The 22,290-nt window shown below is 73.1% G+C and carries 25 protein-coding genes; 8 read left to right on the forward strand and 17 right to left on the reverse strand.

Annotated features, from left to right (window positions below; all coding sequences use genetic code 11):
* Window positions 1-153: 153 nt before the first annotated feature.
* Together Nocox_RS13140 and Nocox_RS13145 are read right to left on the reverse strand one after the other, a co-directional pair.
* The gene (locus tag Nocox_RS13140; protein WP_219495611.1) at window positions 154-1,698 is read right to left on the reverse strand and encodes a serine/threonine-protein kinase; all 1,545 of its coding nucleotides are present in this window, start codon (window positions 1,696-1,698) and stop codon (window positions 154-156) included.
* Window positions 1,699-1,881: 183 nt separating this feature from the next.
* Window positions 1,882-2,787, reverse strand: coding sequence for a universal stress protein (locus Nocox_RS13145; RefSeq protein WP_020544635.1), 906 nt, complete (start codon window positions 2,785-2,787; stop codon window positions 1,882-1,884).
* Between the two features lie 235 nt (window positions 2,788-3,022).
* Here Nocox_RS13145 and nhaA point away from each other — a divergent pair, with 235 nt between their 5' ends.
* Window positions 3,023-4,318: a Na+/H+ antiporter NhaA gene (nhaA, locus tag Nocox_RS13150; RefSeq protein WP_020544634.1), complete on the forward strand. Its 1,296-nt coding sequence runs from the start codon at window positions 3,023-3,025 to the stop codon at window positions 4,316-4,318.
* Between the two features lie 8 nt (window positions 4,319-4,326).
* Here the strand turns inward: nhaA and Nocox_RS13155 are convergent, their stop codons facing one another.
* From Nocox_RS13155 to Nocox_RS13175, 5 genes are all read right to left on the reverse strand, one after another.
* The gene (locus tag Nocox_RS13155) at window positions 4,327-4,770 is read right to left on the reverse strand and encodes an SRPBCC family protein (RefSeq protein ID WP_020544633.1); all 444 of its coding nucleotides are present in this window, start codon (window positions 4,768-4,770) and stop codon (window positions 4,327-4,329) included.
* Between the two features lie 20 nt (window positions 4,771-4,790).
* The gene (locus Nocox_RS13160; protein ID WP_020544632.1) at window positions 4,791-5,141 is read right to left on the reverse strand and encodes an ArsR/SmtB family transcription factor; all 351 of its coding nucleotides are present in this window, start codon (window positions 5,139-5,141) and stop codon (window positions 4,791-4,793) included.
* Window positions 5,138-5,599 (reverse strand): SRPBCC family protein, encoded by a 462-nt coding sequence (locus Nocox_RS13165; protein ID WP_020544631.1) that lies wholly within the window; start codon window positions 5,597-5,599, stop codon window positions 5,138-5,140. Before Nocox_RS13165 ends, Nocox_RS13160 begins: the two co-directional genes overlap by 4 nt.
* A 138-nt stretch (window positions 5,600-5,737) precedes the next feature.
* Entirely contained in the window at window positions 5,738-6,217 is a 480-nt protein-coding gene (locus Nocox_RS13170; protein WP_020544630.1) for a hypothetical protein, read from the reverse strand.
* Between the two features lie 39 nt (window positions 6,218-6,256).
* Window positions 6,257-7,189, reverse strand: coding sequence for a ferritin family protein (locus tag Nocox_RS13175; RefSeq protein ID WP_020544629.1), 933 nt, complete (start codon window positions 7,187-7,189; stop codon window positions 6,257-6,259).
* A gap of 155 nt (window positions 7,190-7,344) precedes the next feature.
* On the opposite strand from Nocox_RS13175, the gene Nocox_RS13180 reads away from it, so the two are divergent.
* The 3 genes from Nocox_RS13180 (at window position 7,345) to Nocox_RS13190 (ending at window position 9,838) form a co-directional block, all read left to right on the forward strand.
* Window positions 7,345-7,968 (forward strand): DUF305 domain-containing protein, encoded by a 624-nt coding sequence (locus Nocox_RS13180; protein WP_063711652.1) that lies wholly within the window; start codon window positions 7,345-7,347, stop codon window positions 7,966-7,968.
* 92 nt (window positions 7,969-8,060) lie between these two features.
* Complete coding sequence (locus Nocox_RS13185; RefSeq protein ID WP_020544627.1) at window positions 8,061-8,978, forward strand: universal stress protein; 918 nt, start codon at window positions 8,061-8,063, stop codon at window positions 8,976-8,978.
* Between the two features lie 32 nt (window positions 8,979-9,010).
* Entirely contained in the window at window positions 9,011-9,838 is an 828-nt protein-coding gene (locus tag Nocox_RS13190; RefSeq protein ID WP_020544626.1) for a universal stress protein, read from the forward strand.
* On the opposite strand, the gene Nocox_RS13195 is transcribed toward Nocox_RS13190, so the two are convergent.
* The 4 genes from Nocox_RS13195 to Nocox_RS13210 form a co-directional block, all read right to left on the reverse strand.
* Window positions 9,835-10,686 (reverse strand): sulfite exporter TauE/SafE family protein, encoded by an 852-nt coding sequence (locus Nocox_RS13195; RefSeq protein ID WP_020544625.1) that lies wholly within the window; start codon window positions 10,684-10,686, stop codon window positions 9,835-9,837. The genes Nocox_RS13190 and Nocox_RS13195 overlap by 4 nt on opposite strands.
* A 42-nt stretch (window positions 10,687-10,728) precedes the next feature.
* Window positions 10,729-11,295, reverse strand: a complete 567-nt coding sequence (locus Nocox_RS13200) for a rhodanese-like domain-containing protein (RefSeq protein WP_020544624.1) — start codon at window positions 11,293-11,295, stop codon at window positions 10,729-10,731.
* 15 nt (window positions 11,296-11,310) lie between these two features.
* Window positions 11,311-12,636 (reverse strand): MBL fold metallo-hydrolase, encoded by a 1,326-nt coding sequence (locus Nocox_RS13205; protein WP_020544623.1) that lies wholly within the window; start codon window positions 12,634-12,636, stop codon window positions 11,311-11,313.
* A gap of 72 nt (window positions 12,637-12,708) precedes the next feature.
* A complete protein-coding gene (locus Nocox_RS13210; RefSeq protein WP_020544622.1) occupies window positions 12,709-12,978 on the reverse strand; it encodes a metal-sensitive transcriptional regulator in 270 nt (89 codons plus the stop codon).
* A 158-nt stretch (window positions 12,979-13,136) separates the two neighbouring features.
* Between Nocox_RS13210 and Nocox_RS13215 the strand changes: the two genes are divergently transcribed.
* The 4 genes from Nocox_RS13215 to Nocox_RS13230 are packed head-to-tail and all read left to right on the forward strand — an operon-like array spanning window position 13,137 to window position 18,385.
* Window positions 13,137-14,621 carry a WS/DGAT/MGAT family O-acyltransferase gene (locus Nocox_RS13215; RefSeq protein WP_020544621.1) on the forward strand — a complete coding sequence of 495 codons (1,485 nt, stop codon included), beginning with the start codon at window positions 13,137-13,139 and terminating at the stop codon, window positions 14,619-14,621.
* Window positions 14,622-14,625: 4 nt separating this feature from the next.
* Window positions 14,626-15,621 carry a type I glyceraldehyde-3-phosphate dehydrogenase gene (gap, locus tag Nocox_RS13220; RefSeq protein ID WP_020544620.1) on the forward strand — a complete coding sequence of 332 codons (996 nt, stop codon included), beginning with the start codon at window positions 14,626-14,628 and terminating at the stop codon, window positions 15,619-15,621.
* A gap of 15 nt (window positions 15,622-15,636) precedes the next feature.
* Window positions 15,637-18,168, forward strand: coding sequence for a cation-translocating P-type ATPase (locus tag Nocox_RS13225; protein ID WP_020544619.1), 2,532 nt, complete (start codon window positions 15,637-15,639; stop codon window positions 18,166-18,168).
* A 25-nt stretch (window positions 18,169-18,193) separates the two neighbouring features.
* Window positions 18,194-18,385 (forward strand): DUF1918 domain-containing protein, encoded by a 192-nt coding sequence (locus Nocox_RS13230; RefSeq protein ID WP_020544618.1) that lies wholly within the window; start codon window positions 18,194-18,196, stop codon window positions 18,383-18,385.
* Window positions 18,386-18,400: 15 nt separating this feature from the next.
* Here the strand turns inward: Nocox_RS13230 and Nocox_RS13235 are convergent, their stop codons facing one another.
* The 6 genes from Nocox_RS13235 to Nocox_RS13260 form a co-directional block, all read right to left on the reverse strand.
* On the reverse strand, window positions 18,401-19,648 hold the full coding sequence (locus tag Nocox_RS13235) for a cytochrome P450 (RefSeq protein WP_051112628.1): 1,248 nt from the start codon (window positions 19,646-19,648) through the stop codon (window positions 18,401-18,403).
* Window positions 19,649-19,655: 7 nt separating this feature from the next.
* On the reverse strand, window positions 19,656-20,420 hold the full coding sequence (locus tag Nocox_RS13240) for an ABC transporter permease (RefSeq protein WP_020544616.1): 765 nt from the start codon (window positions 20,418-20,420) through the stop codon (window positions 19,656-19,658).
* 9 nt (window positions 20,421-20,429) lie between these two features.
* Entirely contained in the window at window positions 20,430-21,194 is a 765-nt protein-coding gene (locus Nocox_RS13245; RefSeq protein WP_020544615.1) for an ABC transporter ATP-binding protein, read from the reverse strand.
* The gene (locus tag Nocox_RS13250) at window positions 21,191-21,607 is read right to left on the reverse strand and encodes a DUF1048 domain-containing protein (RefSeq protein ID WP_020544614.1); all 417 of its coding nucleotides are present in this window, start codon (window positions 21,605-21,607) and stop codon (window positions 21,191-21,193) included. The genes Nocox_RS13245 and Nocox_RS13250 overlap by 4 nt, the downstream gene beginning before the upstream one ends.
* Window positions 21,604-21,939, reverse strand: a complete 336-nt coding sequence (locus Nocox_RS13255) for a PadR family transcriptional regulator (protein ID WP_020544613.1) — start codon at window positions 21,937-21,939, stop codon at window positions 21,604-21,606. The genes Nocox_RS13250 and Nocox_RS13255 overlap by 4 nt, the downstream gene beginning before the upstream one ends.
* 99 nt (window positions 21,940-22,038) lie before the next feature.
* The gene (locus Nocox_RS13260) at window positions 22,039-22,281 is read right to left on the reverse strand and encodes a hypothetical protein (protein WP_020544612.1); all 243 of its coding nucleotides are present in this window, start codon (window positions 22,279-22,281) and stop codon (window positions 22,039-22,041) included.
* Between the last annotated feature and the right edge of the window lie 9 nt (window positions 22,282-22,290).

Genomic DNA, 22,290 nt, shown 5'->3' on the forward strand with positions numbered 1-22,290 from the left:
AGCGTCTCCCTTTCTCGGGGATCTCCGAGCCGGTGCTTCCGGCTCTCCGAACACCCGAAGCCTCGCCCGCCCGGTGTCCCGGGCACATGGGGCACGTGCCATGTCCCCGCCACGAACCCCGCCCGGGCGCCGCACCCGCGCCGCCGGCCCGGATCAGTCGGCGGGCCTGAACGTCGCCAGGAACGTGCGCAGGTAGACGTCCTCGTGCCAACGCTTCTCGGGGGCGGAGAAGTAGATGGCATAACCGTGCGACTCGTCCGGCAGGTAGGCGCGGTTGAGCACGTGAAGGGTCGTGCCGGTCGACGGGGCGCGCCTGAGGAACTCCCAGTCGGCCGCCTTCGTGCCGCGGTAGTCGACCTCCTCAAGCTGGAGCTCGGAGTATCCGGGGAAGGCGCGCTCCTTCCGGACGCGCAGCGGGACGTACCATTCCCAGATCTCCAGCGCGGTCGCCCGCCCGGCCCTGTCCTCCTGGATCGACTCGTCGATCCGGAGGAACCGCGACCGCGTGTCGGGATCGAGCCAGGTGACGGCCTTGCCGTCCTCGCTCACTGACCGCTGCCAGGTCACCGGAACCGCCAGCGACCACCCCGTCGGTGACTTGTAGGCGGTGAAGCCTTTCGGCGTCTCGAACGCGGTCTCCCGGGCGGGGACGGTGAGGCTGTTCCAGAAGAGCCTCGCCCCCAGGATCAGCGCACTGGCCACGACGCTGACGGCGATGACGGCGGCGACGACGGACGCGCGAGCCGGGCGGCGCCGAGGCCGCCGGACGCTCTCCGGCGCGACGGGCGGCAACTCCGCGAGCGTCGGCGCCTGGCCGGCGTCGCGTGACGGGGCCGATCGTGACGGGGCCGATCGTGACGGGGCCGATCGTGACGGGGCCGATCGTGACGGGGCCGATCGTGACGGGGCCGATCCGATGGCCTCCAGTGCTTGGGCGGCGGCCTCCAGGGACAGGCGTTCGCCCGGATCACGGGCGAGGAGTCCCGCCAGGACGTCCCTGAGCGCCCCGGCGTTCTCCGGCGGCGACGGCTCGGAGTTCAGCAGACTCCAGACCCGCGCCTGTTCGTCCAGCTCGCCGAAGGGAGCGCGCCCGGTGATCGCGGCGTACAGGGTCGCGCCGACCGCCCAGAGGTCGGACGCGGGAGTGGCCGCCTGGCCTCGCAGCCGCTCGGGGGCGATGTACCCCGGTGTTCCCGCCACGCTTCCCGCACCGATGTGGGTCGTCTCGTCCACGATGGTGGCGATGCCGAAATCGGTGAGGACAGCCCCCGACGTGGTCAGCAGGATGTTGCTGGGCTTGATGTCGCGATGCAGCACGCCGACGGCGTGCGCCGCGCCCAACGCCGCCAGGATCTCACGGCCGGCGGCGATCGCCCGGCCCACCGGCAGCGGCCCGTTCTCCCTGATGAGCTCCGACATCGACGAGGCGTGCAGCAGCTCCATGATGATCCACGCCTGTTCCTCGTCCACGAGGATGTCGTAGACGGTGACGATGCCGGGATGGTTCACGCGGGCCGCGGTGCGCGCCTCCTTCAGCGCCTGTTTCCGCAGCCTCTCGGCGTCGCCCTGGAGGTCGGCGGCGATGGTCACCCGCTTGATCGCGATCTCCCGCTCCAGCATGGTGTCGTAGGCCCGCCAGACGATCCCCATGCCGCCTCTGCCGATCTCCGACAGGAGCCGGTACCGTTCGCCCAGCACAGCGGTCCGCTCTTCGGCCACAGGCCACCCGACCCACGTCGTACCTGATCCCCCTGACGCCGTCGCCGCCGGGGACGTGCCGTTCACCCCTTACATGGGCCGGTCTTCGCGTTTCGTTACAGCACGGCGCTCGGCCCGTCGCCGCGCCGCACGGATCCGTTCGATCCGCCGGCTCCACGGCGGTCAGTCCGGCGTGATCCGCGGCCTCAGCACGGCCGCGGGGGTCACCGCGACCGGGCACCCCGCTTCGAACAGCGCGCTCTGCGTGACCGGCCCCAGAAGCAGGCTGGGACGGGACTCGTTCCCCCGGTTGCCGAGCACGAGGAGCGCGGCGTCCGCGGCCGCGTCGAGCAGCGCGCGCTGGGGACGTTCGGTCACGAACTCGGCGGTGACCGGCACCTCCGGGCGGCGGGCGGCCAGGCGCGCCGTGACCTCGCGGAAGCGGTCCTCGGCCCCTCTGCGCAGCGCGTAGGAGTCCACGAAGGGGAGCGGCTCCGGCCAGGCCGTCGATCCGCAGTCCGCCCAGCAGCACAGCACCGTCACGGCGCCGAGGCGCAGCGCGGCCTCGTCCAGGGCGAGGTCCAGGGCCGCGAGGCCGGCGGGCGAGCCGTCCAGGCCGACCACGATCCGGACGGGGCCGTCGCCTCGCGGCCGGTGCTGCGGACGTACGACGACGACCGGGGTGACGCAGTGGGCGGGCACCTGGACGGCCGCCGACCCCACCTGCAGGCCGTCGAACCCTCCCTGCCCGCGGGAGCCCAGCACCGTCAGCTCCGCCTCACGCCCGGCCTCCAGGAGGACCGCCGCGGGGGTGCCCCGTCCGAGGAGCCGCTGGACGTCCAGTTCGGGGGCGAGTTCCCTGACGCGGCGGACGCCCTCGTCCGCGACCCCCTGGGCCACCTGCTCGATCTGCGCCATCATCTCGGTGGAGAGGGGCTTGAGCGCGTACGGCCAGTGCAGGGCGTGGCAGACGAGGACGGGCAGCTTGCGCAGCCGCGCCTCCTCGACCGTCCAGCTCAGCGCGTGCCGGCTCTCGGGCGAGTCGTCGTAGCCCACCAGGATGGGCCGGAGGGCATCCCCGTCGTTCACTGCCGCCTCCCCGGAGAGGAACCTTCTGCTCCCGCGGGGATCAGCCTTCCCCTGGCCGGCGGGACGAGCCCCACAGGGAGGCAAAGGCTCTGCCCGGTCCTCGCGGGTCTGTGCCCGGGTGGCACGGGACCCGCCGGATCGGGCTCTTTGTGCGTTTTGATACGTTGTTGACAGGTGTGCCGGGAAGCCTGGTCGGCAGGATGACCGACCCGTACCCTCACCCGAGCGGAGACTCATGCCCGGCACTTCCACCCGCCCTGCGCCACGCCTGTTCAACCGGAGCAGCTGGCCCGAGGCGCGCCGCATCGCCGACATCCTGCGCAAGGAGACGATCGGCGGCGCGCTGTTGCTGGCCGCCGCGCTCGCCGCGCTCGTCTGGGCCAACTCGCCGTGGGCGCAGACCTACCAGGATCTGCGCGCGATCGAGGTCGGGCCCGCCGCGCTGCACCTGAACCTCGACCTGGCCACCTGGGCCGCGGACGGCCTGCTGGCGATCTTCTTCTTCGTGGCGGGGCTGGAGCTCAAACGCGAGTTCGTCGCCGGCGACCTGCGCGACCCGTGGCGGGCCGCGGTGCCCGTGGCGGCGGCCTTCGGCGGGGTCGTGGTGCCCGCCCTGGTGTACCTGGCGATCGCCGGTCCGGCGGGGGCGGGGCAGGGATGGGCGATCCCCACGGCCACCGACATCGCGTTCGCGCTGGCGGTGCTGGCGGTGATCGGCCGCTCCCTGCCGGACGCGCTGCGTACCTTCCTGCTGACCCTGGCCGTCGTGGACGACCTCATCGCCATCGTGGTCATCGCCGTCTTCTACACCGCGCACCTCGCGGTCCTGCCGCTGCTGGCCGCCCTCGTCCCTCTCGCGGTCTTCGGCGTGCTGGTCCAGCGGGGGGTGCGGTCGTGGTGGCTGCTGCTGCCGTCGGCGCTCGCCACCTGGGGGCTGGTGCACGCCTCGGGCGTGCACGCCACCGTGGCCGGGGTGCTGCTGGCCCTGACCGTCCCTGTCCTGGCCCGCGGGAAGAGGAACGGGCCGGCCAGGGCCGGCTTGGCCGAGCACTTCGAGCACCGGTTCCGGCCGCTCTCGGCGGGGGTCGCCGTCCCCGTCTTCGCGTTCTTCTCCGCCGGGGTCGCGCTCGGCGGGCTGAGCGGCCTGACAGGGACGCTGACCGAGCCGGTCGCGGCCGGCGTCGTGGCCGGGCTGCTCGTGGGCAAACCCCTCGGCATCCTGGCCGCGACCTGGCTGGTGGCCCGCTTCACCCGCGCCACCCTGGCCGAGGGCCTGGCCTGGATCGACCTGCTGGGGCTGGCCGTCCTGGCCGGCATCGGATTCACCGTGTCGCTGCTGATCGGGGACCTGGCGTTCGGCGCGGACAGCGCGGCCCAGGTCAAGGTGGCCGTGCTGGCCGGGTCGGTCGCCGCGGCGCTCCTCGCGACGGTGATCCTGCGGCTGCGGGCCCGCGTCCACCGGCGCGTCCACGAGGAGGAGAGCGCCGACTCCGACGCCGACGGCGTCCCCGACGTCTACCAGTCCTCGTGAACACCGGCTCAGTGCCAGTCGCTGATCCGCACGTCCCGCGGCGACGGCGCGCCCTCGCCGGTCTCCACCAGGGACTTCAGACTCATCAGGAACGAGCCCCACTTGGTGCTGCAATGGTGCATGAACTCCACCGGCTCCTTCCAGCCCTGGTGCTTGAACAGCACGATCGTGTAATCGCCGTCCTGGCGGAGGTCCCAGTCGATCGTCGTCCCGATCCATTCCTCGGGGCCGTCGACCACCCGCCACGCCACCCGCTCGGACGGCCGTAGCTCGACGACCTCCATGTCGAAGCCGCCGGCCGGGAACCGGAACTCGAGTACGCCACCGACGTCGCCGTTCCCCTTCGTGTCGTCGGTCCACCAGCGGGCGAGGCCCTCGACGGTCGTCAACGCGTCGTACACCTTCTCCGGTGTCGTGGTCCTGACCCCGACCCTGTGCAGAATGTCCACCATGTCGAATCTCCTTGATCTCGTCAGTCCTGTTGGGTGCGCTGGATCGCCTCGGCGATCCGCTTGATGCGCCGCAGCCGGGCTTCCCACGCCGACCCGACCGACGTCAGCTGGGCCACGGCGCGGGCGAGCTGGGCGTCGTCCACCCGGTACCGCTTCTCCCGGCCCGCCGGCGTCGCCCGGACCAGGCTGACCCGTTCGAGGACGCCCAGGTGCTTGGCCACCGCCTGACGGGTGACCGGCAGCCGCTGGGCCAGCGTGGTGGCGGTGCCGCCGCCGTCGACGAGCAGCAGGTCGAGCATCCGGCGCCGGGTCGGGTCCCCGATCGCGGACCAGAGGTCGTCGTCGACGTGCTCCGCCGTCGCGGTGCTCATGGCCGCGCCTCCAGCGTCGCCGCGTACGGTGCCAGCCGCGGCAGATAGAAGTCCCAGCCGGTGTCGTGCTCCTTGTACTGCTGCTCGAGGACGGCGGCCTCCCAGCCCATCTCGCGGAAGCCGGTCTCGGTCATCTTGAGCAGCGTCCCGCGCCCCGACGGGGTCAGGTCGAAGGTGACCAGCAGCGAATTGCCCTCCGCCGCGGCCTCGCCGGCCGGGTGTGTCCAGCGGAACGAGAACGTCCGCGGCGGCCGCGCGTCGACAACGGTGAACGGCACCACCACCCCGCCGGCGTCCTGGTCACCGAAGACGATCTCCCCCGCCGACCCGGGCACCGGCTCGTACCGGGCGTCGTCCGGCCACCACTCCTTGAGGTGGCCGGGACTGCTCACCACCTCGAAGACGATCTCGGGCGACGCCTCGATGTAGATCTCGCGCTCGATGGTCCCGAACTCCATGCCACCCTCCTGCAACCTTTGGTTGCACATCAGGTTACCCAGAAGGTCGGCATCGCGCAACCATGAGTTGCACCTCGTAGGACAAGCACGACGGAAACGAGGCGAACGCCGCCTGCCGCGGCACTAGGTCCAGCGGCACTAGGTCCAGACGGACTCGGCTCCGCTGTGGCCCGCCCGGACGATGGCGACGGTGCCCCCGATCCCGCCGGCCAGGGCCAGGAGCACCAGGACGACCATCACGCCGGTGTGCCACCGCGGACGCGCGGCGGCGCCTCCGTGGGGCGCCGAGCGAGCGCCGTACCCCATGAAGCGGGGCGCCAGGGAGAAGCCCAGTGTGGCCAGCCAGAGCGCGATGACGAACGGCAGCACCTGCTCGCCCTGCTCCTCGTGGAGTTCGATGAGGGCGTTCTCCCCGACGGTGTCCGCCAGCGTCTCGCCGCTGCTGATCGACAGCGGCACGGCGATCAGCGCGATGGTGGCGACGAACAGCACCGCCGGCCACAGCCGGCGGGCCGCCGCGGGCCAGAACGCCATCAGGACGGTGCCGAGCGCCGCGAGCGGCAGGCACACGACAGCGGCGTGCACCACCAGCGGGTGCAAGGGCAGACCGAAGAACATGTCCGTTTCCTCCCTGGTGGGACGCCGGCCGTCGCGTGATCAGGACAGCTCGTCCAGCGCCTGCTGGAAGGCGCGGGCGTGCCCGGCCTCGTCCTCGGCGTTGTTCGAGAAGCGCTCGGCCGCCTGGCTGTCGCCGGCCGCCTCGGCGCGCCCGGCGTAGGTGGGATACATGGTCTGGGACTCGTACCGTTCGCCGGCGACGGCCTTGGCGAGGTTGGCGCGCGTGCCGCCGACCAGGCCGGCCAACTTGGCCTCGCCGGCGAAGTGCTCGTGCAGCTCCACGTCGGCGCTGCCGCGGAACAGCTTCGCCACGGCCGGGTCCTCGGCGTGCTCGGCGTACTGCTGGTACCTGGCGTACGCGAGCGCCTCGCCGTGCATGGCGGCGTCCAGGTCGGCCTTGGTGCGCTGCGCGCGGACCTCGGGCGGCCCCTGGGGGACCTGCCCGGCCTCGGCATCGGGAGGCTCCGGCACCGCGCCCCGGCCGGACTCGACGGCGCGCAGCGCGGCGCCGAACGCCTTCGCGTGACCGCGTTCGTCGCGGGCGATCTCGGAGAAGCGTTCGGCCGCCCGGCTGTCGCCGCCGGTCTCGGACTCCCGGGCGAAGCCGGGGTACATCCTGCGGGACTCGTAGGTCTCCCCGGCCGCCGCGGCGCGCAGGTTCTCGGCGTCGCCGCGGACGAGGCCGCTCAGCGCCGCCTCTTCCCTGAAGTGCTCGCCCAGCTCGACGTCGGCGGTCCGCTCGAACAGGCGGGCCACGGACGGCAGGTTCTCCCGCTCGGCCTGCGCCGCGTACAGCCGGTAGGCGGCGTTGGCGAACGCCTCGCCGCGCATCGACTGTTCGAGGTCCTTTTGGGTCTGCGGGCTGGGCGGGTCCACCGGTGCGGCGGAGGCGGCGAGCGCGCCGGCCATGGGCGTGCTCAGTGCCAGGGTGAAAGCGCCGGTGAGGAGCGCGCGTGCGGACAAGGCGATCATCTCGACCTCCTGGGCCGGGTGCGGATACCTGCGGCCATCAGGAGAGGGCTTGCCTGGACCGGGTAGCCGATAACCGGGGAAAGGGCAAAGCCAGTTGAAGGATGTGACATCTCGTACTGTGGGAGGTAGGTGTCGAATCGACGTCAGGGGGACGTATGAAGCGACGCTGTACGAAGGCCGCGATGGCCGCCGGAGCACTCCTGGCCGTCATCGCCGCCGGTTCAGGGACCCCGTACCCGAGTCCTTCGCCCACAGGTCCGTCACCGGTCTGCCCGGGAGCCAGGCAGTTCCGTCCCGTCGCCGGCGAGTACGACTACCTGGCGCAGATGGTGCCGCACCACGAGGACGCCATCGCGGCGGCGCGGCAGCTGGACCGTTCCCAGCGGCCCGAGCTGCGGCGACTCGGGCAGTCCATCGTCAGGACGCAGACCGCCGAGGTGGGCACGATGAAGGGCTGGCTGGAGCGGTGGTATCCGCGGAGCCCGGCGCCGAGCCCGCGCGGGAGCACGATGCCCGACCTGTCGGGGCTGTCGGGAGATCGGCTCGACGAGACGTTCCTGCAGTACATGATCCCGCACCACATGATGGCGATCATGATGTCGCAGCAGCTCCTCATGCACGGCGAGGCGCGGCACGCCGAGGTCGCCGACTTCGCCCGCCAGGTGCGCGACGAGCAGCGGGCGGAGGTCCGCCTGATGTGGCGGTACATGGGCCAGTGGTTCGGGGACCGGGACCTGCCCTGCGCCCCGCGATGGCCGGGCATGATGCCGGGGTCGTAGCGGGACCAAAGCCCCAGGAAGCGGGGAGGGACGGCCCTGACCCGTCGCGTCCGCCCGGGCGAAGGTGAAGGCGGAACCCCTGGGAGGCAGCGATGGACAACGAACTCGGCGTCGTCGTGGGATACGACCAGTCGTGGTCTTCGGGAAGGGCCCTGCGCTGGGGCGCGGCGGAAGCGGCCGCCAGAGGGCTGCCGCTGACGGTGTGCCATGCCTGGGACTGGCCCTACCACGAGTGGCCGGGCGAACTGGTGCCGCTCGACCTGGTACGCCGGCCCGCGCAGCGGCTGGCACGGTCCGCCGCCGCCTGGGTCGGACGCCACTACGCGGGCGTGCCCGTGAACACCCTGACCGATCGCGGATCGCCGGCCACGGTCCTGGCGGAGCTGTCGGCGGAGGCGGCGCTCATCGTGGTCGGAACCCGTGGCCACGGCGTTCTCGGAGGGCTGGTCGCGGGCTCCACGAGCACCGCCGTCGCGATCCGGGCCGCCTGCCCGGTGATCGTCATGCGTGATCAGCGGGAGGCGGACGGAGCCGGTGAGGTGCTGGTGGGGTTCGACGGTTCGCGAGCGTCCGCCGCCGCCCTCGGCTTCGCCGCGCAGGAGGCCCAGAGGCTGGACGCGCCGCTCACGGCGCTGATCGCCGGCGGCCGGGGCCATGACGCGGGCGAGCCCGGCCCGGAGACGGCGGGGTTCGCCTGGGAGGAGCTCGGCTTCTGGCAGCGCCTGTACCCGGAGCTCCGGGGCGACGTCGAGGTGACCGGCGCGCAGGCGCGTCCCGCCCTGCTCGACCGGGCCCGCGAGGCGCGTCTTCTGGTCGTGGGCGCGCGCGGGCTCGGCGAGGTGCGCGGCCTGCTGCTCGGCTCGATCAGCCAGGCCATGGTGCACCACGCCCCGTGCCCGGTCGCGGTGGTGCACGGCGGGATCACCGCCGAGGGCGACGCGGGAGGACCAAAGACACTCGTCCAGGGGACCTCGTCCTCCGGCGTGATCGGGCGTCCCGCGCGACGCTGAGCGTGACAGATCCGACGCAGCGGAGGTGCGCGATGAACGGACACATCCTCGTGGGCGTGGACGGCTCCGCCCCGGCGACGGCGGCCGTGGAATGGGCCGCGGCCGATGCCGTCCGCCGTGGCCTGGGGCTGCGGCTGGTGCACGTGTGCGGGCTGTGCCCGCGGGACGAGGCCGCCCCGGAGCGCTGTGTGGAAGCGCTCGCCACCGCGGGTCACCTGGCCCGTGACCTGGCCGGCGGCGTCGAGGTCCGCACCGAGCTGCTGCCGGGGAACCCGGCCGAGGTCCTGATCGCCGAGTCCGGGTCCGCCGACAGCGTGGTCCTGGGCAGCCGGGGGCTCGGCGGGTTCACCGGGCTGCTGGTCGGCTCGGTCGGCATGGCCGTGGCCGGGCACGCCGCCGGGCCGGTGGTGGTTGTCCGCGGCGCCGCCACGACGACGTACGGCCGGGTGGTCGCCGGCTACGACGGCTCGCCCCACTCGGAGGCCGCCCTGCAGTACGCGGTCGAGCAGGCGCGGGCGCGCGGCATCCCGCTGCACGTCGTCCACGCCTGGCAGACGCCGGTCTTCTCCCCGTACATGGCGGCGTACAACAGTTTCCTGGTGAACGTCTACCAGGAGGAGACCGGCGCGGTGGCGGAGAGCGTGGCTCTGTGGCGGGAGAAGAACCCCGACGTGGAGATCACCGACGAGGCGCTGACCGGGCATCCGGTGGGAGTCCTGGCCAGGGCGGGAGCCGCGGCCGACCTGGTGGTGGTGGGCTCGCGCGGGCTGGGGAGCCTGGCCTCCGCGGTGCTCGGCTCCGTCAGCCGGGGCGTGCTGCACCACGTGACCTGCCCGGTCGCGGTGGTGAGGCCCCGCTAGGGCCGTTCCCTGCCGAGGGACCGCCGCCGCAGGACGAGGACTACGGCCACCGAGGCCGCCAGCGCTGCCGCCGCCGCCCACCAGGCGGCGGGCGGCAGCGCGGACGGCACCTGCTGGACGAGGACGAAGGCGCCCATGACCAGCACGAACCAGCCGAACGCCACGCGCGCCCTGTCGGCGTCGAGCCGGCCCGCGAGTGCGCCGCCGGCGAGCCCGCCGACGACGGCGGCGGCGGTCACCGGGAGCGCCAGCGACCAGTCGATGGGCACGCTGTGCAGGTACCCGGCCAGGCCGGCCAGGGACTTCATGGCGATGACGAGCAGCGAGGTGCCCACCGCGACGCCCATGGGCAGGCCGCCGAGCAGGACCAGCGCGGGCACCACGAGGAAGCCGCCGCCCGCGCCGACGAGTCCGGTGACCACGCCGACGGCGACGCCCTCGGCGACCACGTGGAGGACCGGCAGCTCGTGGCGGGCCGGCGCGGCGGGCGGGGTGCGGCGGCCGCGGATCATGGCGATGGCGGTGGCGAGCATCATGGCCGCGAAGGCGGCCATGAGCAGCGCCTCGGGCAGGTACGGGCCGATGAGCCCGCCCGCGTAGGCGCCCGCCATGCCGGCCGCGCCGAAGATCAGCCCAGTGCGCCACCGGATCCGCCCGGCGCGGGCGTGCCCGATCGCGCTGACCGCGCTGGTGACGGCCACGACGAGCAGGGACATGGCGATCGCCTGCTTGGCGGGCACGCCGGCGAGGTAGACCAGCACCGGCACGGCGAGGATCGACCCGCCGCCGCCGAAGAGGCCGAGCGTGACGCCGATCAGCGTGGCGGCGGCCAGGGTCAGGACGATCATCTGTACCCCCGGGGGTATCGACAGGTCATGGGAAGGCCCCGCTCAGCCGCTCGCCCGGGAGAGGCGGGTCAGCGCGGCCTCGACGTCCACGCCGCCGGCCCGGTTGTAGGGCAGCTTGGACAGCAGCATCCCCATGGCGCAGGTGTCGGTGAGCGCCGCGAACGTGAGGCCCGCCCCGACGAACCCGGCGACCGCCGCCGCGCCGGGGACCCAGAGGCTCGCCACGACCGAGGTGAGCACGATGCTCCCGGCGGCGAGCCGGACCTGGCGCTCCAGCGGCCAGCGGGCCCGGCCCCGGCTGACGGGCGCGCCCGAGGCGATCCAGGCGTTCATGCCGCCGTCGAGGACGACGACGTCGGACAGCCCGGCGTCGCTCAGCGCCGCGCGGGCGCGTTCGGCCCGGTTGCCGGACTGGCAGATGAGCAGCAGCCGGCCGCCCGCGTCGGCGACGATCCGCCGCAGGTGCGCGTCGACCTGGTCGAGCGGCAGGTTGACGGCGCCGTCGATGTGCGCCGTGCCGTACTCGGCCGGGGTGCGGACGTCCACGACGAGGACGTCAGGGTTGGCCGCGATCAGGGCGCGGGCGGAGGCGGCGTCGATGTGGGACATGTGGGTGATCTCCTTCTAGTTGAGCCGGTCGAGGGCGGAAACGACGTCGGGGACGCCCGCGCCGGTGAGCGCGATCGGGCGGTAGCCCGCGCCGGCGAGCCGCGCGGCGGCGATGGCGGCGCGGCGGCCGGAGGCGCAGGCGACGAGCACCGGCCGCTCCTGGTCGAGCGCGTCCGGGACGCCCTGGGTGAACAGGTCGGGCAGGAAACGCTCGGCCGCGCCCGGCAGGCGGACCTGCTCCCGCTCGCTGGGCATCCGCACGTCCAGGAGCTGGGCGTCCGGTTCGCGGAGGAGCCGGACGAAGGTGCCGAGGTCCACGAGCCGGTAGGTCTGGGTGGCGGCGTCGCCGAGGTCCCGTACGACGCCCTGGACGGTGTCGACGCCGATCTGGGCGAGCTGGGTGACGGCCTCGGTGACGTCCTGTCCGGGCCCGGCGACCAGCGTGATCGGCTCGCCGTGGGGGAGCAGCCAGCCGGTCCAGCTGCCGAAGTCGTTGTCCAGCTCGATGCCGTACGAGCCGGGCAGCATGCCTCCGGCCTGGGCCTCGCGCGGCCGGACGTCCACGACGTGGCCGGCGGCGGGCTCGTCGAGCTCGGGCACCTGGACGGGTGGCATGGGCGGGACGCCGAGCGTGTTGGCCGGGCCCATGTGCCGGTAGAAGGCCGGGATGGGAGCCGGGGCGGCCAGCAGCGTGTCGGCGAACTTCTCCGGGTCGTCCACGGCCAGCAGCGGGTTGTCCGCCAGTTCCGCGCCGATGGTGGAGGTCAGGCGGCCCGCGCCGGTCGCCGTGCAGAACGAGCCCTCGCCGTGGGTGGGGTAGAGGGCGGTGCCGGGCGGCAGCGCGGCCAGCCGGCGCAGCGAGATGTGCTGGAGGCGGGCCAGGGAGCGGGCGCGTTCCGGTCCGAGCAGGTCGGGCCGTCCCGCAGAGGCGACCAGCAGGCTGCCGCCGGAGAACAGCGCGACCGGCTCGCCGTCGATGAGCACCAGGTAGCTGGTGTGCTCGGGGGTGTGGCCGGGCGTGTGGACGGGCCGCAGGGCCAGGCCGCCGCCGCCGTCGATGTCCTCCAGGTGGAAGGCGGGCGTGTGCCGGTAGGCGGGGGCCGCGGCGGCGGGCATCACCAGCTCGGCGCCGGTGCGCAGGGCGGCCTGCTCGCCGCCGGAGACGTAGTCGTTGTGCAGGTGGGTCTCCAGCACGAACCGCAGCTCGACGTCCCGCTCGGCGGCGGCGTCGAGGAAACGGCCGATGTCGCGCTGCGGATCGACGAGCACCCCGCGGCCGTCGTGGGTCAGCAGGTAAGTCTGGTCGCCCAGGCCGGGCGTGCGGAACGACAGGACTTCCATGGTCGCTATACCCCCCAGGGTATGTAAAGGTCAAAAAGACGCGGTCACGGCAGGTCCCGTGACCGCGGGGTGTCAGGCGAGCGCCAGGAAGAGCTTCTCCAGCTCCGTGACGCTCATGGGTGGCTCGTCACCGCGTCTCTCGCTGTCCTGGCAGTGCCTCAGGCCGGTGGCGACGATCTTGAAGCCGGCCCGGTCGAGTGCCTTGGAGACGGCCGCGAGCTGGGTGAGGACCTTCGTGCAGTCCTCGCCCGCCTCGATCATCGCGATGACCCCGGCCAGCTGGCCGTGCGCCCGCTTGAGTCGGGTCAGCGCGTCGCCCACCATGCTCTGGTTCAGCTCCATGCGCCCACTATACCCCCAGGGGTACCCGAGGAGGCAAATCCGCGCCTCCTCCATGGGCACAACGGCGGACGCGACCGGGACCTTCCGCCCTGTCCCGCCGGCCCGCGGCGGCGGACGCTCAGGGCGAACCCCCGGCACGCGCGAAGGTGGAGATGACCATGACCGACCACATGAGCCCGCTGGACGCGGCCTTCCTGACCCTTGAGGACGAGGAACCCGAGGTGTCCATGGCGATCTCGTCGGTCGCCGTGCTCGACGGCCCGGCGCCCTCCCACGAGGAGTTCCTCGCCGCCATCCGGGCCAGGCTCCCCCTGGTGGAACGCTACCGGCAGAAGGCCAGGCAGGTGCCGCTCGACCTCGGCGCGCCCGTCTGGGTGGACGACGCCGCCTTCGACCTGACCTACCACGTCCGGCGGGTCGCCCTGGCGCCGCCGGGCGGCGACGGCCCCTTCCACGAGCTGATCGCGGACATCATGTCCCAGCGGCTCGACCGCGCCCGGCCGCTGTGGGAGTACTGGGTGATCGAAGGACTGTCCGGCGGACGCTGGGCCGTGGTGTCCAAGGTGCACCACTGCATGGTGGACGGCGTGTCCGGCACCCAGCTCTACTACGCGATCTTCGACCTGTCGCCCGAGGGCACCCCGGGCCTGCCGCAGGACACCTGGACCCCGGACGGTGAGCCGTCCGCGCTGAGCCTCACCGCCGCCGCGCTGCGCGACCTGCTGCTCAACCCCGTCGAGCAGGCGCGCCTGATCCGCCGCGCGGTCGCCTCCCCGCGCGAGACGGCCCGCCGCGCCGCGGAGGCCGTACGCGGGCTCACGGTCCTCGCCGGCGCGCTGCGGCCGGCGACGGCCACCACGCTGACCGGCCCGATCGGGGAGCGGCGGCGGTACGCCGTCGCCCGCGCCCCGCTGGCCGAGGTCAAAGAGATCGCGCACCGGACCGGCGTGACGGTCAACGACGTGGTGCTGGCCGCGATCAGCGGCGGCTACCGCTCCCTGCTGCGCCGGCGCGGCGAGCAGCCGCATCCGCGGGCGGTCCGCACCCTCGTCCCCGTCTCCGTACGCGCCCCCGGCGAGGAGGGCGTCTGCGAGAACCGCATCTCGCTGCTGCTGGCCTTCCTGCCCGTCCACCTGGCCGACCCGGCCGAACGGCTGCGCGCCGCGCACGAGCACCTGGCCGAGCTGAAGGCCGGTGGGGAGGCGCAGGCGGGCGAGGCGCTCACCACCCTGGCCAGGCACGAGCCGTTCCCGCCCATCTCGTGGGCGACGCGGCTGGCCGCGCGCCTCCCGCAACGCCAGATCGTCACCGTCACCACGAACGTCCCCGGCCCCCGCGTGCCGCTCTACCTGCTCGGCCGGCGGGTGCGGGAGATCCTGCCGTACGTGCCCATCGCCACCCGGCTGCGCACCGGCGTGTCCGTCTTCTCCTACTGCGACCAGGTCGCCTTCGGCGTCACCGGCGACCACGACAGCGCGCCCGAGGTCGGGAGGCTCGCCCGCGACATCGAGAAGGAGCTCCGGGCGCTGGCCGCCGCCCACCGCCGGGCGACGCCGCGGCGCGGGCGCGGGCGAGAGGCCATAGGTCCCGCGCCTCTGGGGACACTCGCCTCTGATCACGCCGTCCCGGCCGCCGGACGATGAGGGCATGAGAATCGCGATCAATGGTTTCGGCAGGATCGGCAGAGCCGTCCTGCGCCGCGCGCTCCGCACCGACCTGGACGGCGTCCTCGACGTGGTCGCCGTCAACGACGTCGCCGACGTGGACACGCTGGCCCACCTGCTCAGGCACGACTCCACGTACGGGCCGCTCGACCTGCCCGTCACCGCGTCCCCCGGCACGCTGGAGGTCGGCGGTCACAAGATCGCCGTCACCTCCTGCCCCGACCCCGAGCGGATCGACTGGCGCGCTCACGACGTGGGGCTCGTCATCGACGCCACCGGACGCTTCCGCACCAGGGACGCCCTGGCCGGGCACCTGAAGGCCGGCGCACCCAGGGTGCTGCTGTCGGCTCCCGGCAAGGGCCTCGACGCCACCGTCGTGCCCGGCGTCAACGACGCGGCCTACGACCCGGCCAGGCACGAGATCGTCTCGCTCGCCTCCTGCACCACCAACTGCGTCGCTCCGATGGTCAAGGTGCTGCACGAGCGGTTCGGCCTGGTCCGCGGCTTCATGACCACCATCCACGCCTACACCGGTGACCAGGTGCTGCTGGACGCCCCGCACAAGGACCCGCGCCGGGGCCGCTCGGCGGCCGTCAACATCGTGCCGACCACCACCGGCGCGGCCCGCATGGTCGGCCAGGTGCTCCCCGAGCTGAACGGCCGCCTCGACGGCATCGCGATCAGGGTGCCGGTCGAGGACGGCTCGATCACCGACCTGTCCGCCCAGCTCAGCCGTCCCGCGACGGCACGGGAGGTCAACGACGCCTTCGCAGCGGCCGCGGAGAACGAGCTGCGCGGCATCCTGCGCTACAGCACCGACCCGCTCGTCTCCCGCGACATCGTCGGCGACGCCGCCTCCTGCGTGTTCGACTCCGCCCTCACCCAGGCGAGCGGCGATCTGGTGAAGGTGTTCGGCTGGTACGACAACGAGTGGGGCTACGCCAACCGGCTGGTCGAGATGGCCCGGCGCATGGCCTGACCGGAGCCGGCCGACATGATCCCCCTCACCGTGTCCCACAGCGGGCAAGGGCTCACCACGGCCCAGGCGGCGGCCCGGCTGGCCGCCGACGGGCCCAACGTGCTGCCGCCGCCCCGCCGTACGCGCCCGATCGTGCTGCTGGTGCGCCAGCTCGCGCACTTCTTCGCGCTGCTGCTGTGGGGCGCGTCGGCGCTCGCGCTGCTGGCCGGCATGCCGCAGCTCGCCGTGGCGATCGTGGTCGTCGTGCTGCTCAACGGCGGCTTCGCCTTCGCCCAGGAATACCGCGCCGACCAGGCCGCGCAGAAGCTGCGCGAGCTCATCCCGGCCAACGCCGTGGTGCGCCGCGACGGCCGCCGCCGGCTGGTCGGCGCGGCCGAGCTGGTCGTCGGCGACGTGGTGCTGCTGGAGGCGGGGGACCGGATCTCGGCCGACCTGGAGCTGACCGAGGCGCACGCCCTGGCGGTCAACGAGTCGACGCTGACCGGTGAGAGCGTCCCCGCCCGCCCGCGTACGGGTGATCCGGCCTTCGCCGGCACGTTCGTGGTGGAGGGCGAGGCCGAGGCCGTCGTGGTGGCGACCGGCGGGCGTACCCGGCTGGCCGGGATCGCCCGGCTCACGCAGGAGGCGACCCGGCCGCCCAGCCCGCTGTCGGTCCAGCTCGGCAAGGTCGTCAGGATCGTCGCGGGGATCGCCCTGGCCGTCGGCACGGCCTTCTTCTGCCTGGCGCTCCTGCTCGGCATGGAGGCGAGCCAGAGCTTCCTGTTCGCGCTGGGCGTCACCGTGGCGCTGGTGCCCGAAGGGCTGCTGCCGACGGTCACGCTGTCGCTGGCCCGCGCCGCCCAGCGGATGGCCGCCCGCCAGGCCCTGGTACGCCACCTGGAGGCGGTCGAGACGCTCGGCTCGGCCACGTTCATCTGCACCGACAAGACCGGCACGCTCACCCGCAACGAGATGACCGTGGCCGAGGTCTGGGCGCCCCGGTGCCCGCCCGCCGAGGTGCTGCGCCCGGCCGTGCTCAGCTCCACCGGACGGATGAGCGACGGCAAGCCCGTCGGCGATCCCATGGAGGTCGCCCTGCACGTCGAGGCGCTGCGCCTCGGCGCCGACCTGACCGGCGAGATCACCGCGCGCAACCCCTTCGACCCCGTACGCCGCCGCTCCTCCGTCGTCGTGGGCGGCCGGCTGCAGCTCAAGGGAGCCCCGGACAGCGTGCTGCCGCTGTGCCAGGACGTACCGGGCACAGCGGACGCGCTGGCCCGGATGAGCGAACGCGGGCTGCGCGTGCTCGCGGTCGCCCGCGGCGACACGGCGGAGGAGCGCGACCTCGAACTGCTCGGCCTGGTGGGCCTGTACGACCCGCCTCGCGACGACGTGGCCGAGGCGATCCAGAAGTGCCGCGCCGCCGGGATCAGGCTGGCCATGGTCACCGGCGACCACCCGGGCACCGCCCGCGCCATCGCCGCCGAGGTCGGCCTGCTCGGCCCCGACCGGCTGGTCGTCACCGGCGCGGAACTGCCCGACGACGACGCGGCCCTGGGCGAGCTGCTGGACCGCGACGGCGTCGTCGTCGCCCGCGTGACGCCCGAGGACAAGCTGCGCATCGCCCGCGCCCTGCGCGCCCGCGGCCACGTCGTCGCGATGACCGGCGACGGCGTCAACGACGGGCCCGCGCTGCGCGAGGCCGACATCGGCATCGCCATGGGCGCCTCCGGCACCGACGTCGCCCGCGAGGCCGCCGACCTCGTCCTGCTCGACGACCACTTCGCGACCATCGTGGCGGCCGTCGAGCTGGGCCGCGCCACCTACGCCAACGTGCGGCGCTTCCTCACCTACCACCTGACCGACAACGTGGCCGAGCTGACCCCGTTCGCCGTCTGGGCACTGTCCGGCGGGACCGTGCCCCTCGCCCTGAGCGTGCTGCAGGTGCTCGCCCTGGACATCGGGACCGATCTGCTGCCCGCTCTCGCCCTGGGCGCCGAGCCGGCCAACCCGCGCACCATGCGGGGCCCCGCCCGCGCCGGCGGGCTCATCGACCGGCGGCTGCTCGTGCGGGTGTTCGGCGTCCTCGGCCCGGCTCAGGCGATCGCCGAGATGGCCGCCTTCCTCGGCGTCCTGCTGCTGAGCGGCTGGCACCTGGGAGCCGCGCCGGACGCCGGCGTGCTCGGCGCCGCCTCCGGCGCCGCGTTCGCCGCCGTGGTGCTCGGCCAGCTCGTCAACGCCTTCGCCTGCCGCAGCGAGTCCCGCTGGATCGGACGGCTGCGCGGGCGCGCCAACCCGCTGCTGCTCGGCGCGGTCGCCTTCGAGGCGGTGCTGCTCCTGGTCTTCCTCGGCGTCCCGCCCGTCGCGGGCCTGCTCGGCGGGACGTTCCCCGGCCCGGCCGGCTGGGCGCTCGCGCTGCTGGCGATCCCCGTCATGGTCGCGGCCGACACCGCGCACAAGACCTGGCGGGCGTCCAGGGGACGAACGTCCTCCCGCCCGGAGACCTCCGGCTCTGCCGCCCGCGAGCCCGCCGGCGCAGGCTTGAACCGGGACGGGAACCGGCCCTGAGCACAGCGGAGACAAGGAGCCTGCCATGAAGGCCACCGTGGGAGACCGGCTGATCGTGGAACGTACGTCCGGCGACCAGATCCGCAGGAAGGGCGTGGTCGTGGCGGTGGAGCACACCGACGGCTCGCCCCCCTACCTGGTGCGCTGGCTGGACACCGAGCGCGAGTCCCTCGTCTTCCCCGGGCCCGACGCCCGCATCGTCACGGACGCCCGCTGACCGCTGGGTCCGCCGTCAGGCGTCCCAGGTGACCGGGAGGCTCTTGACCCCGTAGATGTCGGCGGTCTCCGGGCGCAGCGCCACCTCCCCGGCCGGCACGGCCAGCCGGAGCGTGGGGAAGCGGCGGAGCAGCGCGGGCAGGGCGACGCGCAGCTCGACGCGGGCGAGCTGCTGGCCCAGGCACTGGTGGATGCCGTGGCTGAAGGCCAGGTGGGCGCCGTCCTTCCGGCGCAGGTCGAGGGTGTGGGGGTCGGGGAAGCGGTCGGGGTCGCGGTTGGCGGTGCTGAGGGACAGGATGACCGTCGTGCCGGCCTCGATGGTGTGGCCGGCCAGCTCGACGTCCTCCAGCGCGACCCGGGAGAACTGCTTGGCGACGCTCAGGTAGCGCAGCAGCTCCTCCACGGCCTGGTCGGTGAGGCCCGGGTCGGCGCGCAGCGCGGCGAGCTGCTCCGGGTTCCGCAGCAGCGCGAAGGTGCCCAGGGCGAGCATGTTCGCGGTGGTGTCGAAGCCGGCCGACAGCAGGATCAGGGCCATGCCCTTCAGCTCCTCGTCGGTCAGGTCGCCGTCGGTCAGGTCGCTGAGCACGTCGTCCGTGGGGTGGGCGCGCTTGGCGGCCACCAGCTCGGCGAGGTACTGCTGGGTGGCGGCGTAGGCGGCGAGCAGTTCCTCGTCGCCGGCCTCGCCGCCGAGGAACGTGTCGATGTTCTCCTGGAAGCGGCCCCGGTCCTCGTACGGCACCCCGAGCAGCTCGCAGATGACGACGGCCGGGATGGGCTTGGCGAAGGCGGTGACCAGGTCGGCCGCCGGGCCGGCCTGCTCCATGGCGTCCAGGTGCTCGGCGGTGATCTGCTCGACGCGCTCGGTCAGCATCCGCATGCGCCGGACGGTGAACCTGCCGACCAGCGGCCTGCGGTAGCGGCTGTGCTGGGGCTCGTCCATGAGGAGGAACTCGCCGGGCGGCGCCGGGGGGACCTCGATGTCGCCGTAGTCGATGGTCGGATGGTGTCTCATGAGCTCCTTGCGGGAGCTGAACCGGGAGTCGGCGAGGATCGCGCGGGCCAGGTCGTAGCCGGTGACGATCCAGCCCTGGTGGCCGTCGGGGAAGGGGAAGCGGCTGATCGGGCTGTGCGCGCGGGCCTCGACCAGCTCCTTGGGCGGGTCGAAGGGACAGCCGGGCTGCCGCGTGGTGGGCATCGCGGGGATGGTGTGGGGGAGGGCGGTCACGATCGCTCCTTGCTTGCGATATATCGCGTCTGAGGACATGCGGATCTCAGGAGATCCTGCGGCGGTAGATGGCCATGGCGAAGCCGTAGGCGACGACGAGGATGCCGGCGCACCAGGCCAGGGCGACCCAGATGTCGTCACCGGCCGGCTGCCCGGCGAACAGGGCGCGGACCGCGTTGACGATGGCGGTCACCGGCTGGTTCTCGGCGAAGACGCGCAGCGGGCCGGGCATGGTGTCGGTGGGCACGAAGGCCGAGCTGAGGAAGGGCAGGAAGATGAGCGGGTAGGAGAACGCGCTCGCGCCCTCCAGGGTCTTGGCCGTCAGTCCGGGGATGACGGCGATCCAGGTCAGCGCCAGCGTGAACAGGGTCAGGATGCCCGCCACCGCCAGCCACGCCAGCACTCCCGCCCCCGAGCGGAAGCCCATGAGCAGCGCCACGAGCATCACCACCGCGAGCGAGACGAGGTTGGCGACCAGCGAGGTCAGCACGTGCGCCCACAGCACCGACGACCGCGCGGTCGGCATGGACTGGAAGCGCTCGAAGATGCCGCCCCGCAGGTCCATGAACAGCCGGTAGGCGGTGTAGGCGATGCCCGAGGCGACCGTGATGAGCAGGATGCCGGGCAGCATGTAGTTCACGTACGACGTGTCCGACCCTGTCCTGATCGCGCCGCCGAACACGTAGACGAACATCAGCATCATGGCGATCGGCATGATCGCGGTGGTGACGATGGTGTCGGGGCTGCGGGTGATGTGGCGCAGGGACCGCCCCAGCAGGACGGTGGTGTCGCCGAGGAAATGCTTGGCCATCGTAGTTCCTCAGGATTTCGTGCCGACGAGGGAGAGGAAGACGTCCTCAAGGGTGGGCTGCTTCTCGACGTACTCGACCTTGGCGGGCGGGAGCAGCCGCCTGAGCTCGTCCAAGGTGCCGTCGACGAGGATGCGGCCCTCGTGGAGGATCGCGATCCGGTCGGCGAGTTGTTCGGCCTCGTCGAGGTACTGCGTGGTGAGCAGCACCGTCGTGCCGCCCGCCGCCAGGTCCTTGACGGCCTGCCAGACCTCGATGCGGGCCTGGGGGTCGAGCCCGGTGGTGGGCTCGTCCAGGAAGATGACCGCCGGGTCGCCGATCAGGCTCATCGCGATGTCGAGGCGCCGGCGCATGCCGCCGGAGTACGTCGCGACCCTCCGCCCGCCCGCGTCCGTCAGCGAGAACCGGCGGAGCAGATCGTCGGCGATCCCGCCGGGATTCCGCACGTGCCGCAGGCGGGCCACCAGCACCAGGTTCTCCCGCCCGCTGAGGATCTCGTCCACGGCGGCGAACTGACCGGTGAGGCTGATGGACTCGCGTACGTCCGCGCCCTGCGTGGCCACGTCGAAGCCGTTGACGCGGGCGGTGCCGGCGTCGGCCTTGAGCAGCGTGGACAGGATCTTCACCACGGTGGTCTTGCCCGCCCCGTTGGAGCCGAGCAGGGCGAAGATGCCGCCCCGCGCCACCTCGAAGTCCACGCCGCGCAGCACGCGCAGCTCCTTGTACGACTTCTCCAGGCCGTGCACCTGGATCGCCGGGGGTCGCCGGTTCGTCATGTCTGTGTCCTGTCTCGTGATGGGGTGGCGTCGCCGGCGGCGCGGGCGACGGCGCTGGTGAAGCGGGCGCGCTCGCGGGCGCGGTACTGGCCGAGGGGGTAGTTGGCCATGAACGCCTCGACGAACTCGACGGGGTCGTCCCCGAAGATGCCGCGGATCGGGGTGCCGTCGGCCGCGCTCCGCTCGAACAGGTCGGCCACGTCCTCGTACATCGTCATCGCGCCGGGGCCGTCGGCCGGCCCGAAGTGCATGAGGTAGCGCTCCAGGGCCTCGACCGCGATGCGGTAGTCGTCGGGCAGCCGCTTGACGCGGGCCTTGTACTGCCTCCAGCGCTTCTTCTCCTCCAGGGATCCGGTGAGGATCTCCAGGTAGTGCAGGTAGCGGCTCTTGGGCTCGCCGGGTTCTGGGGTCATGTCTGCGGGTCTCCTTCACGGAGTTGGTCGAGTCGTCCGGCGAGGAAGCTCCAGGTCCTCCAGAACTCCTCCAGGTACTCCCGCCCCTGGGCGTTGAGGGAGTAGACCTTGCGCGGCGGCCCCTTCTCCGAGGGGACCTTCCGCACGTCGACCAGGCCGCGTTGCTCGACGCGGACCAGCAGGGCGTAGACGGTGCCCTCCGCGATGCCGGTGAAGCCCTGGTCGCGCAGCCAGGCGGTGATCTCGTAGCCGTGGGCGGGGCGGCCGGCCAGGATCGCCAGGACGATGCCCTCCAGCGTTCCCTTGAGCATCTCCGTCACGAGCTTGCCCATGGAGCACCTCCTTCCAGCTACTCGGTGCTGCTGACTACTGGTACAAAGTAACACTGACTACCAGTACCTAGCAACACCGAATAGCGCGAGGCGTCCCGATCAGGGACGTGCCTGCTCCGCGTAGCGGCTCAGCCGCCGCGCGGCGGCCTCCAGGTCGGCGGCGGCCGTCGCGCAGGCCGCGAGGTGAGCGGTCACCGAGGCGTGCAGCCAGTCCGGCGCCCCGCCGCCGGCCCTCAGCCCCGCCTCGACCGCGCGCAGGCGCTCGGCGCAGGCGGCGAGGGCGCGGGCGTCCGCACGCAGGACCTCGGCGTGGGCGATGATCGCGGCGATCCGGGCGGACATGGCTCCTCC

This window comes from Nonomuraea coxensis DSM 45129, assembly GCF_019397265.1.
Taxonomy (GTDB): Bacteria; Actinomycetota; Actinomycetes; order Streptosporangiales; family Streptosporangiaceae; genus Nonomuraea; species Nonomuraea coxensis.

Excerpts from the sequence above, each read along its gene's own strand:
- Nocox_RS13155 (WP_020544633.1), bottom strand. The coding sequence starts at position 4,770 with ATGGTGGACATTCTGCACAGGGTCGGGGTCAGGACCACGACACCGGAG.
- Nocox_RS13165 (WP_020544631.1), bottom strand. The coding sequence starts at position 5,599 with ATGGAGTTCGGGACCATCGAGCGCGAGATCTACATCGAGGCGTCGCCC.
- Nocox_RS13185 (WP_020544627.1), top strand. The coding sequence starts at position 8,061 with ATGGACAACGAACTCGGCGTCGTCGTGGGATACGACCAGTCGTGGTCT.
- Nocox_RS13260 (WP_020544612.1), bottom strand. The coding sequence starts at position 22,281 with ATGTCCGCCCGGATCGCCGCGATCATCGCCCACGCCGAGGTCCTGCGT.
- Nocox_RS13210 (WP_020544622.1), bottom strand. The coding sequence starts at position 12,978 with ATGGAGCTGAACCAGAGCATGGTGGGCGACGCGCTGACCCGACTCAAG.
- Nocox_RS13225 (WP_020544619.1), top strand. The coding sequence starts at position 15,637 with ATGATCCCCCTCACCGTGTCCCACAGCGGGCAAGGGCTCACCACGGCC.
- Nocox_RS13245 (WP_020544615.1), bottom strand. The coding sequence starts at position 21,194 with ATGACGAACCGGCGACCCCCGGCGATCCAGGTGCACGGCCTGGAGAAG.
- Nocox_RS13215 (WP_020544621.1), top strand. The coding sequence starts at position 13,137 with ATGACCGACCACATGAGCCCGCTGGACGCGGCCTTCCTGACCCTTGAG.
- Nocox_RS13240 (WP_020544616.1), bottom strand. The coding sequence starts at position 20,420 with ATGGCCAAGCATTTCCTCGGCGACACCACCGTCCTGCTGGGGCGGTCC.
- Nocox_RS13250 (WP_020544614.1), bottom strand. The coding sequence starts at position 21,607 with ATGACCCCAGAACCCGGCGAGCCCAAGAGCCGCTACCTGCACTACCTG.
- gap (WP_020544620.1), top strand. The coding sequence starts at position 14,626 with ATGAGAATCGCGATCAATGGTTTCGGCAGGATCGGCAGAGCCGTCCTG.
- nhaA (WP_020544634.1), top strand. The coding sequence starts at position 3,023 with ATGCCCGGCACTTCCACCCGCCCTGCGCCACGCCTGTTCAACCGGAGC.
- Nocox_RS13255 (WP_020544613.1), bottom strand. The coding sequence starts at position 21,939 with ATGGGCAAGCTCGTGACGGAGATGCTCAAGGGAACGCTGGAGGGCATC.
- Nocox_RS13205 (WP_020544623.1), bottom strand. The coding sequence starts at position 12,636 with ATGGAAGTCCTGTCGTTCCGCACGCCCGGCCTGGGCGACCAGACTTAC.
- Nocox_RS13230 (WP_020544618.1), top strand. The coding sequence starts at position 18,194 with ATGAAGGCCACCGTGGGAGACCGGCTGATCGTGGAACGTACGTCCGGC.
- Nocox_RS13195 (WP_020544625.1), bottom strand. The coding sequence starts at position 10,686 with ATGATCGTCCTGACCCTGGCCGCCGCCACGCTGATCGGCGTCACGCTC.
- Nocox_RS13175 (WP_020544629.1), bottom strand. The coding sequence starts at position 7,189 with ATGATCGCCTTGTCCGCACGCGCGCTCCTCACCGGCGCTTTCACCCTG.
- Nocox_RS13200 (WP_020544624.1), bottom strand. The coding sequence starts at position 11,295 with ATGTCCCACATCGACGCCGCCTCCGCCCGCGCCCTGATCGCGGCCAAC.
- Nocox_RS13190 (WP_020544626.1), top strand. The coding sequence starts at position 9,011 with ATGAACGGACACATCCTCGTGGGCGTGGACGGCTCCGCCCCGGCGACG.
- Nocox_RS13160 (WP_020544632.1), bottom strand. The coding sequence starts at position 5,141 with ATGAGCACCGCGACGGCGGAGCACGTCGACGACGACCTCTGGTCCGCG.
- Nocox_RS13180 (WP_063711652.1), top strand. The coding sequence starts at position 7,345 with ATGAAGCGACGCTGTACGAAGGCCGCGATGGCCGCCGGAGCACTCCTG.
- Nocox_RS13170 (WP_020544630.1), bottom strand. The coding sequence starts at position 6,217 with ATGTTCTTCGGTCTGCCCTTGCACCCGCTGGTGGTGCACGCCGCTGTC.
- Nocox_RS13235 (WP_051112628.1), bottom strand. The coding sequence starts at position 19,648 with ATGTCCTCAGACGCGATATATCGCAAGCAAGGAGCGATCGTGACCGCC.